The sequence below is a fragment of the Nonomuraea polychroma genome (genome assembly GCF_004011505.1).
Classification (GTDB): Bacteria; Actinomycetota; Actinomycetes; order Streptosporangiales; family Streptosporangiaceae; genus Nonomuraea; species Nonomuraea polychroma.
In genome coordinates this window covers 7,719,176-7,734,428 of record NZ_SAUN01000001.1, presented here as the reverse complement: position 1 = coordinate 7,734,428, position 15,253 = coordinate 7,719,176, and the positions used below count along the sequence as shown (strand labels likewise).

Sequence of the window (15,253 nt, the reverse complement as noted above, 5' to 3'; positions counted from 1 at the left end):
CCCGTGCGGTGGCCGCCGCCAGCGGCCCGCCGCAGGTCCCCGCACGTACGCGACGCATGTCGCGGTGGTGCCACGTGCCCGTGGAGATCACCTCCGGCTTCCCCCGCGCAATCCCGTCCCGGGAGCTGAGCGACTTCGGCTGTGTGACTGTTCTCACACTATGAGATTTCGTGAAAAGGCCGGTCGCGTGAACGATGCCGTATCGGTGTTCACAGCGCGAGTGGGCGGGTGTGCGGCGGTCTACTGCGGAGTATTGCCCGCTCATCGGCCTGCTGATTCCCCAGGGCCGCACCGGCCCGGTTTGGTTCTGGCGGGCGGGAGCACGCATGATGCATTCGTGCCGACTCTCAGTGACCTCGTCGCCCGTCACACCGCACTCGACGAGGCGGACCTCGATTGGCTGCACTCGCTGGTCTCCGACTGGCAGTTGCTGGCCGACCTGTCGTTCGCCGACCTCATCCTGTGGGCGCCCTTGCTGGGGGAGAACGGTTGGATCGCGATCGCCCAGATGCGCCCCACGACCGGCCCGACCGTCTACCACGACGACATCGTCGGCTCCGTGGTGGCCAAGGGCGAGCGCCAGCTCATCGACACCGCCTGGAACGAGCGCCGCATCTGCCGCGAGGGCGACCCCGACTGGTCCACGGGTGTTCCGGTCAGGGAAGAGACCATCCCGGTCCGGCGCGCGGTCGAGGGCGGTGAGGGCCGCTTCCTGGCGGTGATCCAGCGCTCCACGAACCTGTCCTCCGCCCGTACACCGTCCCGCCTGGAGCTGACCTACCTGCAGAGCGCCTCCGACCTGGCGCAGATGGTGGCCGAGGGCCGCTTCCCGTTCTCCGGCGAGGAGCCGATCCTCGTCCGCTCGCCCCGCGTCGGCGACGGCCTGCTCCGGCTCGACCGGGCCGGGCGCGTCACGTACGCCTCCCCGAACGCCCTGTCCGCCTACCGCCGGCTGGGCCTGCACGCCGACCTGGTGGGCGCGGAGCTGGGCCGGGTCACCGCCACCCTGTGCTACTCCGACGAGCCGATCAACGAGGATCTCATGATCGTGGCCAGCGGGCGTGCGGCGAAAGAGACCGAGGTCGAGTCCGGCGGCACGATCGTGCAGCTCAGAGCCATCCCGCTGATCGTCGGCGGCGGCCGCATCGGCGCGCTGGTGCTCATCAGGGACGTCACGGAGTTGCGGCGCCGCGAGCGCGAGCTGATGACCAAGGACGCCACCATCCGCGAGATCCACCACCGGGTGAAGAACAACCTGCAGACCGTGGCCGCGCTGCTCCGCCTGCAGGCGCGGCGCCTGCAGGTCCCGGAGGGCCGGGAGGCGCTGGAGGAGGCGGTACGCCGGGTGGGGTCGATCGCCATCGTGCACGAGACGTTGTCGCACGCCCCCGAGGAGTTCGTGAACTTCGACGAGATCGCCGACCGGGTGATCGCGATGGCGGGGGAGGTGTCGTCGCCGGAGGTGGCGGTCATGCCGCGGCGTGTCGGCGGGTTCGGCGTGCTGCCGTCGCTGATCGCCACACCGCTCGCCATGGCGCTGACCGAGCTGTTGCAGAACGCGCTGCAGCATGGGCGGCCCAAGCGGCTGGAGGTGGTGGTGGAGCCGGCGCTCGACCGGCTCAACGTCACCGTGTGGGACGACGGGCAAGGCCTGCCCGAGGGCTTCGACCTCGACAGCTCCACCAGCCTCGGCCTGCAGATCGTCCGCACGCTCGTCGAGGGGGAGCTGTCGGGCAGGATCTGCATCCAGCCGCGCCTTGAGGGCGGCACGGAGGCCGTGCTCTCGATCCCACTACCGACGGGCGCGACCCCCTGAGTTCCGGAGAGGAGCCGGGGCAGCTGACGGTGGTGGGTCAGGCGGTGGCGCGGGCGCGGGCTCGGGCGCTGCGGCGCTTGAGCGCGCGGCGCTCGTCCTCGCTCAGGCCGCCCCACACGCCGGCGTCCTGGCCGGACTCCAGGGCCCACTTCAGGCAGGCGTCGACGGCCGAGCACGACCGGCAGACCTGCTTGGCCTCCTCGATCTGCATGAGGGCAGGGCCGGTGTTCCCGATCGGGAAGAACAGCTCGGGGTCCACGTCACGGCAGGCAGCTCGGTGGCGCCAGTCCATGCGTCCACTCCTTAGTAGATGAAGCCTTGTCGGGCTCCGTGCGGCCACTACTTTGTGAAGAGTTTCACTAACTCGCGCGAACAAGTACCCCTGATCCTGATCAGGACCCGGGGTCTGCCCGCTGACGCCCTGGTAGGACCCCTGGGGTTGTTAAAGGTCCTACGTTCCGACGTCAGTAGTGAGCCTCTCAGCCACGGAGAGTGCACGCAAGGGGGTTGGAGCGAAGTTTTGGCCGTTATGGATGTCGGATGCGTCACACAATGACCGAATGTAACCGACTAGACCAGAACTTGTAACGCGTTCGGGGTAGACCGGAATGTTACGGTTTCGCGTTCTCCTAGGTAGTCCCCGTCCAGCTGAAAGGCCACGGGACGGTCCGCGGTGAGCGTGAACTCGGGCTCGTCATGCAGCTGAACGAGGTGCCGGCCGGACGGAAGGGCTTCACTCTCCGTGAGGATGTGCCGGATGACCGAACCGAGCGAGATCAACCCCATGCGCCGCAGCCCCAGCAGGTCGAGGCCCGTCTCGAAACTCGCCCACGGGGTCGGCCGCACGGGTCTGCTGCCGACGTATGTCCATGGTGAGGTGTTCGAAACGATCGCCATGAACACGCCCTCGGCGGTCGGGATCCCCCGGCCGGTCAGCGTCATCGCTGGATGCCGCTTGTCCGTGGCCAGATAGTGCCGTAGAGCCGTGTTCACATACCGGGTCGGGGTAGCTTTACGGCCGGTGCCTCTCAGGCCCTCTACGGCCCGTACAACCTCGGCGTCGTACCCCATGCCCGAGCAGAACGTGAAGTATCTGCTCTGCCCCTCCCAGAGGGCCTGGCCCAGGCCCACGGTCCTGCGCCGGCCCTCCCTGAGCGCCTCCAGCACCGCGCCCGTGGACTCCACCGGGTCGTTGGGCAGGCCGAGCGCGCGGGCGAACACGTTCGCGCTGCCGCCGGGGATGACGATCAGCGCGGGCCGGCCGGCGCTGGGATCGTCGAGAAGTGGGGCGTCGTCGCCGTTGATCGGGTTGAGCAGGCCGTTGACGGTCTCGTTGATCGTCCCGTCACCGCCCAGCACCGCCACCACGTCGTATCCCTTGGCCCGGGCGGTGGCGGCGAGCGACGCCGCGTGCCCCCGGTAGCGGGTCTCCTCGACGGTGAGCTCCACGGCCGCGCCGAGCGCACGGATCAGCACGTCCCGCGTACGGGCGTTCGTCGTCGTGGCCTTGGGGTTCACCAGCAGCATCGCGCGCATAGCGCCAGGGTAGCCCGCGAACGCCACCTGCTTTCATCGGCCGAATGTCCCATTTCTCCCGGATGCGCGGGAGGCCCGCCGAACCAGACCGGCCGCGGAAAAGCGACCGCTCAGTTCATTGGGTACGGTACGGGCGTGAACCGTCGTCCGCTCACCCTCGTGATCGCCGCAGCCGTTGTCGCCCTGGAGGGCCTCATCGCCCTCGGGCTGGGCCTCTTCGTCGCGGTGGAGGCTCTGACCGGGAAGCCAGGCGACATGACCACGGCCCTGGCCGAGGCGGCGTTCGGCGTGCTGATCGGAGCCGGACTGCTCTGGGTGGCCTGGGGCGGACTGTTCAAGATGGAGCGGTGGGGGCGCTCGCCCGGCGTGCTGACCCAGATCTTCGTGATGCCCGTCGCCGTCACGCTCATCCAGTCGGACCAGCCGCAGCTCGGGATCCCGCTGATCGTGGTCGCCCTGGCCGGACTGGTGACGCTGCTGCTACCCCCCACCACCCGCGCGCTCTACGGCGACGGCTAGTCCCAATGCCGGTTAGTTAACGCTTGAGGTGTGACGTCAAGGGTTCACGGAAAACTGGGACAGAAGAACGGAGATCCAGTAGAACGGGTGATCTTCCACAACCATCCGTAACAGACTGGATCTCCGTTGAGCCGACAGTCTGCCAGGTCTGTCCTGGCGTGCGCCATCAGCACGGTCACATCGACCACCCGGACCGCGGCGGGGGTGTTCGCGCCGGGTCATCTGGGCGAGCTGACCCAGCTCATTCCCTTTGAGATGGTCGATGAGGCGCTGGCGGAAACGGGTGCGGTCGAGCGGAGGTTGCGGGACCTGCCCTCGCGGGTGGTGGTGTATCTGCTGCTGGCGGCGGGGCTGTTCGCCGGGCTGGGATATCGGCAGGTATGGGCTCGGCTGGTGTCGGGCCTGGCCGACCCGGGCTCGCTGCCGTCGTCCTCGGCCTTGGCCCAGGCGCGACGCCGGGTCGGGGTAGCGCCGTTGAAGGCGCTGTTCGACCTGCTGGCGGGCCCGCCCGCGGGTGCGCTGCGGTGGCGGGGGCTGCTGGTTTGTGCGATAGACGGCACCACGATGTCGGTGCCCGACAGCCCGGCGAATCTGACCCGATACGGGCATCAAAGCGGTTCACATGGCGGGTCGGGCTATCCCCTCGTCCGGCTGCTGGCCGTGGTGGTCTGCGGCACTCGGACCCTGCTCGCGGTGACCTTCGGCCCGTTCAAGACCGGCGAGACCAGCTATGCGCCCGCCTTGTTCGGCTGCCTGCGGCGGGGAATGGTGCTGCTGGCCGACCGGAACTTCGCGGTCAAGGACCTCGTCACAGCGATCGCCGACACAGGAGCGGACCTGGTGATCCGCTGCAAGAACAACCGGGCCCTACCCCGGCTGGCCACCCTGACAGACGGGTCGTGGACCAGCGTGCTGGGCGGGGTGCCCATTCGCGTCATCGACGCCCACATCACCGTCACCCTGTCTGGCACCCACCGGCGGGCCATCCACTATCGGCTGATCACCACCCTGCTCGATCCGCACCGCTACCCGGCCCGGGACCTCGTCGTCCTCTACCACCAGCGCTGGGAAATCGAAACGATCTACCTCGAGCTGAAGGCGACCATTCTGGGCGGGCGGGTCCTGCGCGCCCGCACCCCGGCAGGCGTGGACCAGGAGATCTACGCCCTGCTCACCACCTACCAGGTCCTGCGGCTGGCGATGGCTGAGGCCACCGCCATCCATCCCGGCATCAGCGATGACCGGGCCAGCTTCACCATCGCCCTGCTGACCGCCCGCGATCAAGTGATCCACGCCGCCGGCATCCTCGCCGACACCACCATCGACCTGCTGGGACGTATCGGCCGCGCCCTCCTTGAAGATCCCCTGCCACAGCGCCGCGAACGCATCAGCCCACGCATCGTCAAACGCGCGATCTCCAAACACCGAGCCAAAGGACAAGTCGACCGCACCAACCACCGCGCGAGCACCACCATCGACGTCCTCACCGAACACCAGTTGACAGCAGCCCAAAGCCCTTAACTTCACGGCATTGCGGCTAGTCCTCGGCCGTCAGTCCCTCGCGCAGCTGTGCCAGCGTGCGGGCCAGCAGGCGCGAGACGTGCATCTGCGAGATGCCCAGTTCGGTGGCGATCTGCGACTGCGTCATGTTGCCGAAGAACCTCAGCAGCAAGATGCGCTTCTCCCGCGGCGGCAACCGCTCGAGCAGCGGTTTGAGCGACTCGCGGTATTCGACGCCCTCGAGCGACTCGTCCACGATGCCGAGCGAGTCGGACACCGCAGGGGCGTCGTCGTCGCCGGAGTCCGGCGCGTCGAGCGACACGGTGGAGTAGGCGTTGGCCGACTCCAGGCCCTCGAGCACCTCCTCCTCGGTCATCTTCAGGTAGGAGGCCAGCTCGGCCACCGTCGGGGCGCGCCCTTCGCGCTGCGACAGATCGCTGATGGCCTTGGTCAGCGAGAGCTTGAGCTCCTGCAGGCGGCGCGGCACGCGCACCGCCCAGCCCTTGTCGCGGAAGTGCCGCTTGATCTCGCCGACGATGGTGGGCGTGGCGTAGGTGGAGAACTCCACGCCGCGGTTGAGGTCGAATCGGTCGATGGACTTGATCAGACCGATGGTGGCGACCTGCGTGAGGTCGTCGAGCCACTCGCCCCTGTTGCGGAAGCGGCGAGCGAGGTATTCGACCAGGGGAAGGTGAAGCTCGACAAGCTCGTCCCTGATGCGTTGGCGGCGAGGCTCCTCGGGTCCCAGCTCGGCCAGCTCGGCGAAGAGCTGGCGGGCGCGCACCCTGTCGGGCACGGCGTGTTCGCTGGTGGCCATGGCTCCAGTCCTTTCCGTCACGCCGGCCTCGCCGCGCCTCTGCGCTTACGCAGGACGATCGCCATGCGATCGGGGGAGTCGGTCACCGCGTCGACATCGTCGGCCAGGGCGGTCAGAACCATCCAGGCGAAGTCGTCGCGCTTGGGGGCGGAGCTCCCGACCGTTGCCACTTCGACTCTGACCTGCATCTCGTGCCCGGTCAGCTCGAATTCGGCAGTCAGGTCGGTGCCGGGCACCGCCTCACTCAGCAGCATGGCGCACGCCTCGTCGACCGCGATCCGCAGATCCTCGATCTCGTCCAGCGTGAAGTCCAGCCGCGCCGCCAGCCCGGCGGTGGCCGTACGCAACACAGACAGGTAGGCGCTCGCGGCGGGGAGCCTGATGCTCACCACGTCGCGGATGCCGGCCACGCCTTCCGCGCGCGTCTCGGTTTCCTCGGTCACGTTCCTCCTCGCGAATCCGACGCCAACTGCAACTTACCGCCCCGGAGAGGTGCTTGGACGATTCAGACTCGCCATCGACCGAAAAGGCTCTGCGCGGCATGCGACCGCACAGAGCCTTATGTGCCGTTTTAGGCGGCCTTGGTCTCCCAGAAGATCTTGGAGATTTCGTCGATCTTGCCCAGCAGGTCCTCGGCCTTGGCGACGTCGACCGTGCCCTTGGCGCCGGCGGCGCCCGCGAGCTTCGTGGCGTCCCAGAAGAGCTGGTGAAGCTGGGGGTACTGCTCGAGGTGCGGTGGCTTGAAGTAGTCGGTCCACAACACCCACAGGTGGTGCTTGACGAGCTCGGCGCGCTCCTCCTTGATCGTCAGCGCGCGGGCGCGGAAGACCGGGTCCTCGTTGGCCGCGTACTTTTCCATGATCGCCTTGACCGACTCCGCTTCGATGCGGGCCTGGGCGGGGTCGTAGACCCCACAGGGCAGGTCGCAGTGTGCGGAAGCGACATGCTTGGGTCGTAGCAGTCGTGCGAGCATCAGAAAGTCCTTCCTGGATGCTGAATCAGCTTGGTCCACAACCGACCATACTCGGGTCGGAACGCCTGCGGAGTGGGGGGTCAGCGCGTATGCGAGTGCGTGTCGAGGGGGATTCCATGCGCCCCGGGCTGGTTCCCGGTGATTGGCTGCTGGTGCGCAGGAACGTCACTGTGCACCCGGGCGACCTCGTGGTGGCCAGGCTCCCCGGCGACCCTGATCAGCTGATCGTGAAACGGGCGCAGTGGCACGGGGCGGACGGGTGGTGGCTGGAGAGCGACAACCAGCGGGCCAGCGGGCGGCGCGACAGCTGGGACTTCGGGCCGGTCCACGACATCGTGGGACGCGTCGTGCTGCGTTACTGGCCCCTGATGAGAAGGCGACGACGGCGCTAGGACACGTTCTTGCGGGGGCGACGACGCCGTCAGGACGCGTTCTTGCGGCGGGCGCGGAAGGCGGCGACGTTGGCGCGGCTGGCGCAGCGGGCCGAGCAATAACGCCGGGATCGGTTGGAGGACGTGTCGAGGAAGGCCTGCCCGCAGTGCGGCTCACGGCAGCGGCCCAGCCGGTCCACGCCCAGCTCCGCCACGACCGCGGCCAGGCCCATGACGGCAGTGGCGGCGGGGTCGTCGGCCAGGTGCAGGTGCCAGTGGCCGCCGTCGTGATCGGTCAGCTGCGGACGTACGGGATAACGCACGAGCAGGGCGTTGAGCAGCTCCGCCACGGCACGCTCGTCACCGGCCGCGTCGAAGACCGCGACCAACTCGTCCCGCAGCCGCACCAGGCCGGGCGGCGGAGCGGGGTCATTGGCCAGGCGGACCGCCCACTCGGCGTAAGAGGTCAGGTCCATGCCGGAGTATTACACGAGCGGCGGGATGCCGGAGCACCCCGCCCGCTCGGTGCCACCCCGCCGGGCGGTTCGCCTCACCCGGCGGTCTGTCCTCTAGAGGGTCAGCCCTCTGGGTGCAGGACGCGGTGCAGGAAGGCGCGGGTGCGCTCGTGACTGGGGTTGCCGATCACCTTGGCCGGCTCGCCCTCCTCGACGATCACGCCGCCGTCCATGAACACCACGCGGTCGGCCACCTCCCGCGCGAACCCCATCTCGTGGGTCACCACGAGCATGGTCATGCCCTCCTCCGCCAGCTTGCGCATGACGGTGAGCACGTCGCCGACCAGTTCTGGGTCGAGCGCCGAGGTCGGCTCGTCGAACAACATGAGGTCCGGGTTCATGGCCAGCGCCCTGGCGATCGCCACCCGCTGCTGCTGACCGCCGGACAGCTGGCCGGGGTAGGCGTCGCTCTTCTCGGCGACACCGACCTTGTTCAGGTTCTCCCTGGCGATGATCTCCGCCTCGTTCTTGCGCCTCCCCAGGACCCGCTGCTGGGCGATCATCACGTTCTGCAGCACGGTCAGGTGGGGGAACAGGTTGAACTGCTGGAACACCATGCCGACGTGGCGCCGTGCGGCGTCGATGTCGGCGTCGGGGTCGGTCAGCTCCATCCCGTTCACGAAGACCTGGCCCTTGGTGGGGGTCTCCAGCAGGTTCACGCACCGCAGCAGCGTGGACTTGCCCGATCCCGAGGGCCCGATGACGCAGACGACCTGCCCGGGGTCGACCGTGAAGTCGATGCCCTTGAGCACCTCGTTGTCGCCGAAGTACTTGTGCAGGTCCCTGATCTCTACGGCGTGCGTCACCGCTTCCTCCCCTGACGCGCTTCGAGGCGGCGGACCACGATGCCGAGCGGAATCGTGATGAGCAGGTAGGTAGCGCCCGCCACGATAAGCGGCGTGCTGTTGGCCTGCTCGATCGTCGTGTCGGAGCCGAACTTGGTCAGCTCGGTGGTCGCCGCCGTGACGCCCAGCGTGAAGACCAGCGAGGAGTCCTTGAACAGCAGGATCAGCTCGTTGGTCAGCGGCGGGATCACGATCCTGATGGCCTGCGGCAGGATGATCGACAACATCGCCCGGCCCGGCTTCATGCCGAGCGACCTGGCCGCCTCCATCTGCCCCTTGGGCACCGCCTGGATGCCCGCGCGGAACGACTCGGCCATGTACGCCGCGGCGACCAGGCCGAGGGCCAGCGCCACCGTCCCGTAGATGTCCCCGGGCAGAGCGAAGCCGGGGAACGCGATCGGCAGACCGAACCCGAGCAGCAGGAAGATGATCAGCGCGGGCAGGCCGCGGAAGATCTCGATGTAGACCAGCGCCACCACCCGGTACGGCATCACGGACGACAGCCGCATGAGCGCCAGCACCAGGCCGAGCACGAAGCCGATCAGGTAGCCGGCGAGGGTGAAGATCAGCGTGTTCTTCAGCGCGACCGTGAAGAGCGAGGGGAACATCCCCGCGGCGACGGGGCCGTTGAAGAAGTTCTCCGCGATCTTCGGCCAGTCGGCCAGCAGAGCCACCGCCACCAGGACGGCGACGAAGAGGGCGTACTGGACGGCGAGGCTGATCTGTCGTCGTTTCCTGGGGCTGAGCCCGCTGGGCGCGGGCTCAGCCGTGATGGGCGTGTCCGCCATGATCAGGAAGTGGGCGTCGGGGTCGTGGCCGGAGCGGCGCCCATCCACTGCTCGTAGAGCTTGGTCCAGGTGCCGTCCTTGATCGCCGCGGCCAGGCTCTCGTTGACGGCCGTGAGCAGCGCGGTGTTGCCCTTCTTGACCGCGAAGCCGTACTGGGCCTTGGTCGGGGTCTGGCCGGACAGCTCGTACGCCGAGGAGACGTTGGGCTTCTTCATCCACTCGACGACGACGGGCAGGTCCTGCACCACCAGATCGACCTGGCCGGACTGGAGGGCGAGCAGCAGCTTGCCGGAGTCCTTGAACTCCTTGGGCTCGATGCCCTTGGACTTGGCCAGGTCGAGGGCCGTCGTGCCGGCCTGCACGCCGACGCTCAGGCCCTTGGCCTTGGCGTCCTCGAGCGTGGGGACGCCCGCGCCCTTCTTGGTGACGAGGCCGAGCACCTCGTCGAAGTACGGCGAGGAGAAGTCGAGGTTCTGCTTGCGCTCCTCGGTGATGGTCATGCCGGCGGCTGCGACGTCGCACTTGCCGGCGTTCAGCGCGGCGCCACCCTTGATGGAGTCGAAGTCGATGTCGACGATCTCCTGGGTCACGCCAAGCTTCTTGGCCACCAAGTCGATCATGTCAACGTCGAAGCCCACGACCTTGCCGCTGGCGTCCTTCGACTGGAACGGCGGGTACGGCAGGTTCGTGCACGTGGTCAGCTTGCCGGGGGAGACCAGCTGGACGCCGCCCGCGGCCGTGGCGCCCGCGGTCGCCGTAGCGCCGGACTGCGTGCTCGGTGACTCGCTCCCGCATGCGGACAGGGCGAGAACGGCGGTTAGCGCGAGCACGCCGGCGGCGTAGCCACGGCGGCCCTTAAGGCTCAGGGCCATGTACGGCCTCCTAGAAGTGAATCTGGGGTTTTGTGCAGTTTAAGTGCGGTTTTGCACCGCTCCGTCATCGGGGGTTTAACAATGCGTCAACGGATCGGCGACGGCACCGACACCGAACCCCATCTCACCATGTGGCACTATGGGGTGACGGGTGACCCCCGAACCCCCTCACGACGATGATCGCCGAGGGGATCCTGGCAGCTACCGAAGCCAGACCGCTCGCGCTCGTTCGCCGAAGGTTTCTTCCGCTTCCAACGATTACAGGGGTCGCTGTGGCTTCCACGCCCGCTTCCGCATCCGTCGAAAAACTCGATCTCGATCCCGCCTTCGCCCTGCACCGCGGCGGCAAGATCGAGATTCGCTCCACCGTTCCCGTCCGCGACGCGGACGACCTGTCGCTCGCCTACACGCCCGGCGTCGCCCGGGTCTGCACCGCCATCGCCGAGACGCCCGCGCTGGTCCACGACTACACCTGGGTCTCCAGGGTGGTCGCCGTCGTCTCCGACGGCACCGCTGTGCTCGGCCTGGGCGACATAGGCCCTTCGGCCGCCATGCCGGTCATGGAGGGCAAGGCGCTGCTGTTCAAGGAGTTCGCGAACGTCGACGCCGTCCCCCTCTGCCTCGACTGCACCGACGTGGACGCCCTCGTCGAGACCGTCGTGCGGCTGGCGCCGTCGTTCGGCGGCATCAACCTCGAGGACATCAGCGCGCCCCGCTGCTTCGAGATCGAGGCCCGCCTGCGCGACCTGCTCGACATCCCCGTCTTCCACGACGACCAGCACGGCACCGCCATCGTCGTGCTCGCCGCGCTGCAGAACGCCGCCCGCCTGACCGGCCGCCCGCTCGGCGACCTGCGCGCGGTCGTGGCCGGCGCGGGGGCCTCCGGCGTCGCGGTCACCCGGATCCTCCTGGAGGCGGGCATCGGCGACATCGCGGTCTCGGACTCCAAGGGCATGATCTACGAGGGCAGGGAGGGCCTCAACCCGTTCAAGGAGGCGCTGGCCCGCGACACCAACCGAGCCGGCCACACCGGCTCCACGGAGGAGGCCCTGGCGGACGCCGACGTGTTCGTGGGGCTGTCCGGGTCCACCGTGTCCGAGCAGGCGATCGCGTCCATGGCCAAGGACGCCATCGTGTTCGCCCTGTCCAACCCCACCCCGGAGGTCCACCCCGAGGTCGCCGCCAGGCACGCCTCGGTCGTCGCCACCGGCCGCTCCGACTTCCCCAACCAGATCAACAACGTGCTGGCGTTTCCCGGCGTGTTCAGGGGCGCGCTGGACGTGCGGGCCTCGACCATCACCGAGAACATGAAGGTGGCCGCGGCCGGCGCCCTGGCCGGCGTCGTCGGCGACGACCTCGCGCCCGCGTACGTCATCCCCAGCCCGTTCGACGACCGCGTGGCCCCCGCCGTCACCGCAGCCGTCGCGGCCCAGGCCCGCGCGGACGGTGTCGCCCGCATCTAGGCAGGTCAAGGCCGCTTTACGATTGCCCGGCATTCCCTTGGGTAAGTGAGGTACTCGCCCGAGACCGAGCCGCCGCCGGCCCCCGTGGCGCATTCGCGGAGCCGGCGGCGCAACCGAAGCGAGTGTGGACGTCCTTTGGGAATTGCCATTAATCCTTTACGCAAGGTGCTATAACTGTTGCTCGCTGTAATGATGTGGGCGCCGGCTCCTGCGACAAGGAGAGCGATGGTACGCGAGCCGAATCGACTGCTGCAGCAGCTCATCGCGGAGGCGGGCTTTTCCCACAAGGGACTGGCCAGGCGCCTCAACGATCTGGGAGCCGCGCGCGGCACCCCGGGTCTGAAGTACGACCACAGCTCGGTGTTGCGCTGGATCGGTGGCCAGCGCCCGAGGGACCCGGTGCCCTGCCTGCTGACGGAGATCTTCGCCGTCCGCCTCGGCAGGCAGGTCACCTCAGAAGACCTCGGAATGCCGGCCATCATTACACCCCTCGATCTCGGGCAAGAGTTCATGCACACGTGGCAGGAGGGGGTCGCGACTGTGACCGCGCTGTGGCGGGCCGACGTGGAGAGACGGAGGTTTCTGATCGACTCGACGTTCGCTATAGGAGCAGGCTCCATCGGAGCCATGCGCTGGTTGACGTCCCCGGCAGAGGGACGCCCGAGCGGCGGGGGGACGCGGCGCGTGGGCCGCGCCGAGATCGCCGCCATCCACGAGGTCACCCGGTCCTTCGGTGAGCTCGACAATCGCTTCGGCAGTGGCCGGGTGCGCACGTCGGTGGTCAAATACCTCGACAGCGCCGTCTCGCCCCTGCTCAAGGACGGCTCGTACAGCGAGGCCACCGGCCGCAGGCTGGCCGCCGCGGCCGCCGAGCTGACCCGGCTGGCCGGCTGGATGGCCTACGACATGGAGCAGCACGGCCTGGCCCAGCGCTACCTCATCCAGGCACTCCGCCTGGCCAGAGGCGCCGACGACCACACGCTCGGCGGCGAGATCCTGGCCGGCATGGCCCACCAGGCCATCTACGTGGGCCAGCCCGCCCACGCCTTGGACCTGGCCAGGGCCGCCCAGCTCGCGGCCCGCAGCGGGGGCGTCAACACCCTGCTGGCCTCCGCCCATGTCCTGGAGGCCCACGCCCACGCAGGCCGCGGCGACGCCCGCTCCTGCGGCGTCTCACTCCACGCGGCCGAACGCGCCTTCGACGCCCGCAAACCCGCCGAGGAACCCCGGTGGCTGAGCTACTTCGACGAGGCGTACCTGTCCGCGAAGTTCGCGCACTGCTTCCGTGACCTGGGGGAGGGGGAGCGGGCCGTACGGTACGCGCGGCGCTCGCTCGACATGGACTCCCGGTACGTGCGGGGACGGATGTTCAACCTGTCGCTGCTGGCCGCGGGGCTGGTGCAGTGCGGGGAGCTGGAGGAGGCGTGCGCCACGGCCGGCAAGGCCATGGCGATGGCGGGGGAGCTGCAGTCGGTGCGGTCGCGGTCGTACGCGGCGGATCTGCGCAAGCGGCTGCAGCCGTACAAGAACGAGAGGGTGGTGAAGGTGCTGCGGGAGCGGACGCGAGAGCTCACTCCCGCGTGAATCGGCTGACCTCCGCTTGAATCGAGCATCGGACACGGGAACGGCCCGGAGCTTCTTCTCCCCGCTCCGGGCCGCTCTCGCTGGGGCGTCTACTTGAGGAGCTCGCCCTTGGGGCCGACGATCGCCTTCGTCTGCGCGTAGTTGGCCTTGTTGTAGACCGCGGCGACCTCGCCGTCGAAGTACGCCGAGCTGATGAAGTCGATGCGGCCGTTGCCGTCCTGGTCGTGGAACATGCTCGTCACGCCGTTGACGTAACCGGTGCGCTTGTTGTTGTCGTACCGCATGAGCCAGGGGCCGCCGTCGGCACCGGGCGTCATGGAGCACTTGAGCACCTGGTGCGTGTCGACCCTGAACGTGTTGACCTGGTACGTCTTGGTGCCGGTCTTGCCGGCGCACCACTTGGGCGTCACGCCGGAGAAGGGGCGGTCGCCGTCGGGGTGCGGGGCGGACGGGTAGCCGAACGCGACCACGTTCTGACCCATGGGCTGGTTCCAGGCCACACCCTGACCACCGACCACGTCACCGAGGCGGCCCATGTCCTTGGCGATGCCGATGATGTAGCGGGCTTCGTAGTACTTGCGCGTGGTGCCGGGCTTGACCCACTTCTGGGTGTAGTAGTGGGTGATGGTGTAGTTGCCGAACTTGTCGGGGCCGCTGCCCTTGTCGCCCGGTCCGCTGTAGGCGTCCCACTTGGCCTTGTCGACCTGCTCCACGACCGGGTCGCCGAACTTGAAGCCCTGACCCCTGCCGATCTTGGCGTCGTCGTAGGTCTGCTTGGAAACTTCCACCTTCTCCAGGACCGCGCCGGGGTAGTCCGGGCCTACAAGGTCTGCGGGCTTGTCCTCGCCCTCGGACCAGCATTCACCGAGGTTGATCTGGCACTTGCGGAATTCCTCGGCGCTGATCTGGCGCGGCTTGATCCACTTGTCGCCCGCCCACTCCTTGAACTCCTTGTGCGACACCTCCTTCTCGCCGGCCAGCGCGAAGCCGTTGTGCACCGCCACGAAGGCGAAGTCGCCGTCGTAGTCGTCGTAGGTGTCGAGGTCGAAAGCGGTGAACGCGTATGCGCCCGCGTAGACGCCCCACGGGGCCCTGCCCTGGTAGTAACCGGGCACGAACACCCACTTGTCGTAGACGTCGTCCTTGCCGTTCGCGAACACACAGTGGCCGGCCGTGGCCACGAGGTTGCGGTGCTGGGACTGGATGGACGTGGCCGAGCACCAGCGGTAGTTGCCGGCGCGGTCCAGGAAGAAGACCTTGCCGATGGTCTTGGGCAGGTTGACGTTCTTGCTGACGGTGGGCTTGGCGGTTCCGGTCGGGCCGGTCATGCCGGGCTTGCCGTCAGGAGCGCCCTTGCTTCCCGAGGAGACCAGCTTGGGCACGTTCTTGGTGTCCAGGCGGTACTGAGTGGCCTTGCGCAGGGCGGCTCCGTTGGCGTCAAGCCAGAAGTAGGCGACGCCGTACGCGTCCGCGGGCTTGGGCTGGAGGTTGTCAGAGGCCCAGTGCGGCTCGGCGGTGGCGGGGAAGGCAAGGGTGGCGGCGCTCAGGCCGACGACGGCGAGGGGAACGAGCAGGCGCTTCAACGGGGGGCTCCACTACGGGGTGTCAAGAAACTGTGTAAAGACCCTATCGACCCATTAGTCACTCTGGTAAG

At 68.3% G+C, this 15,253-nt stretch carries 16 protein-coding genes; 6 read left to right on the top strand and 10 right to left on the bottom strand.

Annotated elements, in window-relative coordinates:
- Positions 1-337: 337 nt before the first annotated feature.
- Positions 338-1,816, top strand: a complete 1,479-nt coding sequence (locus EDD27_RS35200) for a PAS domain-containing sensor histidine kinase (protein ID WP_127936224.1) — start codon at positions 338-340, stop codon at positions 1,814-1,816.
- Between the two features lie 37 nt (positions 1,817-1,853).
- On the opposite strand, the gene EDD27_RS35195 is transcribed toward EDD27_RS35200, so the two are convergent.
- Together EDD27_RS35195 and EDD27_RS35190 are read right to left on the bottom strand one after the other, a co-directional pair.
- Entirely contained in the window at positions 1,854-2,108 is a 255-nt protein-coding gene (locus EDD27_RS35195; protein WP_127936223.1) for a WhiB family transcriptional regulator, read from the bottom strand.
- A 278-nt stretch (positions 2,109-2,386) separates the two neighbouring features.
- The gene (locus tag EDD27_RS35190; protein ID WP_127936222.1) at positions 2,387-3,352 is read right to left on the bottom strand and encodes a diacylglycerol/lipid kinase family protein; all 966 of its coding nucleotides are present in this window, start codon (positions 3,350-3,352) and stop codon (positions 2,387-2,389) included.
- A 135-nt stretch (positions 3,353-3,487) separates the two neighbouring features.
- Here EDD27_RS35190 and EDD27_RS35185 point away from each other — a divergent pair, with 135 nt between their 5' ends.
- Positions 3,488-3,871 carry a hypothetical protein gene (locus tag EDD27_RS35185; RefSeq protein ID WP_127936221.1) on the top strand — a complete coding sequence of 128 codons (384 nt, stop codon included), beginning with the start codon at positions 3,488-3,490 and terminating at the stop codon, positions 3,869-3,871.
- 126 nt (positions 3,872-3,997) lie between these two features.
- Positions 3,998-5,392, top strand: a complete 1,395-nt coding sequence (locus EDD27_RS35180; protein WP_206641400.1) for an IS4 family transposase — start codon at positions 3,998-4,000, stop codon at positions 5,390-5,392.
- A 16-nt stretch (positions 5,393-5,408) separates the two neighbouring features.
- Here the strand turns inward: EDD27_RS35180 and EDD27_RS35175 are convergent, their stop codons facing one another.
- The 3 genes from EDD27_RS35175 to sodN all read right to left on the bottom strand — a co-directional run bounded on the left by EDD27_RS35175 (position 5,409) and on the right by sodN (position 7,161).
- Positions 5,409-6,188 carry an RNA polymerase sigma factor SigF gene (locus EDD27_RS35175; RefSeq protein ID WP_020544159.1) on the bottom strand — a complete coding sequence of 260 codons (780 nt, stop codon included), beginning with the start codon at positions 6,186-6,188 and terminating at the stop codon, positions 5,409-5,411.
- 17 nt (positions 6,189-6,205) lie between these two features.
- On the bottom strand, positions 6,206-6,631 hold the full coding sequence (locus EDD27_RS35170) for an ATP-binding protein (RefSeq protein ID WP_127936220.1): 426 nt from the start codon (positions 6,629-6,631) through the stop codon (positions 6,206-6,208).
- A 128-nt stretch (positions 6,632-6,759) separates the two neighbouring features.
- Positions 6,760-7,161 carry a superoxide dismutase, Ni gene (gene sodN / locus EDD27_RS35165; protein ID WP_127936219.1) on the bottom strand — a complete coding sequence of 134 codons (402 nt, stop codon included), beginning with the start codon at positions 7,159-7,161 and terminating at the stop codon, positions 6,760-6,762.
- A gap of 17 nt (positions 7,162-7,178) precedes the next feature.
- On the opposite strand from sodN, the gene EDD27_RS35160 reads away from it, so the two are divergent.
- A complete protein-coding gene (locus EDD27_RS35160) occupies positions 7,179-7,553 on the top strand; it encodes a S24 family peptidase (RefSeq protein ID WP_338324679.1) in 375 nt (124 codons plus the stop codon).
- A 29-nt stretch (positions 7,554-7,582) separates the two neighbouring features.
- Here EDD27_RS35160 and EDD27_RS35155 read toward each other — a convergent pair whose 3' ends face one another.
- The 4 genes from EDD27_RS35155 to EDD27_RS35140 all read right to left on the bottom strand — a co-directional run bounded on the left by EDD27_RS35155 (position 7,583) and on the right by EDD27_RS35140 (position 10,552).
- Positions 7,583-8,008 (bottom strand): CGNR zinc finger domain-containing protein, encoded by a 426-nt coding sequence (locus EDD27_RS35155; protein WP_127936217.1) that lies wholly within the window; start codon positions 8,006-8,008, stop codon positions 7,583-7,585.
- 101 nt (positions 8,009-8,109) lie between these two features.
- Complete coding sequence (locus EDD27_RS35150; RefSeq protein ID WP_127936216.1) at positions 8,110-8,853, bottom strand: amino acid ABC transporter ATP-binding protein; 744 nt, start codon at positions 8,851-8,853, stop codon at positions 8,110-8,112.
- Positions 8,850-9,728 (bottom strand): amino acid ABC transporter permease, encoded by an 879-nt coding sequence (locus tag EDD27_RS35145; RefSeq protein ID WP_241564427.1) that lies wholly within the window; start codon positions 9,726-9,728, stop codon positions 8,850-8,852. The genes EDD27_RS35150 and EDD27_RS35145 overlap by 4 nt, the downstream gene beginning before the upstream one ends.
- A complete protein-coding gene (locus EDD27_RS35140) occupies positions 9,683-10,552 on the bottom strand; it encodes an ABC transporter substrate-binding protein (protein ID WP_127936215.1) in 870 nt (289 codons plus the stop codon). The genes EDD27_RS35145 and EDD27_RS35140 overlap by 46 nt, the downstream gene beginning before the upstream one ends.
- A 272-nt stretch (positions 10,553-10,824) precedes the next feature.
- On the opposite strand from EDD27_RS35140, the gene EDD27_RS35135 reads away from it, so the two are divergent.
- Together EDD27_RS35135 and EDD27_RS35130 are read left to right on the top strand one after the other, a co-directional pair.
- Entirely contained in the window at positions 10,825-12,015 is a 1,191-nt protein-coding gene (locus EDD27_RS35135) for an NAD(P)-dependent malic enzyme (protein ID WP_127936214.1), read from the top strand.
- A 225-nt stretch (positions 12,016-12,240) separates the two neighbouring features.
- Positions 12,241-13,599, top strand: a complete 1,359-nt coding sequence (locus EDD27_RS35130; protein WP_127936213.1) for an NsdA family TPR-like regulatory protein — start codon at positions 12,241-12,243, stop codon at positions 13,597-13,599.
- A gap of 89 nt (positions 13,600-13,688) precedes the next feature.
- Here the strand turns inward: EDD27_RS35130 and EDD27_RS35125 are convergent, their stop codons facing one another.
- A complete protein-coding gene (locus tag EDD27_RS35125; RefSeq protein ID WP_127936212.1) occupies positions 13,689-15,182 on the bottom strand; it encodes a trypsin-like serine peptidase in 1,494 nt (497 codons plus the stop codon).
- Positions 15,183-15,253: the final 71 nt, after the last annotated feature.

Excerpts from the sequence above, each read along its gene's own strand:
- EDD27_RS35190 (WP_127936222.1), bottom strand. The coding sequence starts at position 3,352 with ATGCGCGCGATGCTGCTGGTGAACCCCAAGGCCACGACGACGAACGCC.
- EDD27_RS35155 (WP_127936217.1), bottom strand. The coding sequence starts at position 8,008 with ATGGACCTGACCTCTTACGCCGAGTGGGCGGTCCGCCTGGCCAATGAC.
- EDD27_RS35160 (WP_338324679.1), top strand. The coding sequence starts at position 7,179 with ATGCTGAATCAGCTTGGTCCACAACCGACCATACTCGGGTCGGAACGC.
- sodN (WP_127936219.1), bottom strand. The coding sequence starts at position 7,161 with ATGCTCGCACGACTGCTACGACCCAAGCATGTCGCTTCCGCACACTGC.
- EDD27_RS35130 (WP_127936213.1), top strand. The coding sequence starts at position 12,241 with ATGGTACGCGAGCCGAATCGACTGCTGCAGCAGCTCATCGCGGAGGCG.
- EDD27_RS35195 (WP_127936223.1), bottom strand. The coding sequence starts at position 2,108 with ATGGACTGGCGCCACCGAGCTGCCTGCCGTGACGTGGACCCCGAGCTG.
- EDD27_RS35175 (WP_020544159.1), bottom strand. The coding sequence starts at position 6,188 with ATGGCCACCAGCGAACACGCCGTGCCCGACAGGGTGCGCGCCCGCCAG.
- EDD27_RS35140 (WP_127936215.1), bottom strand. The coding sequence starts at position 10,552 with ATGGCCCTGAGCCTTAAGGGCCGCCGTGGCTACGCCGCCGGCGTGCTC.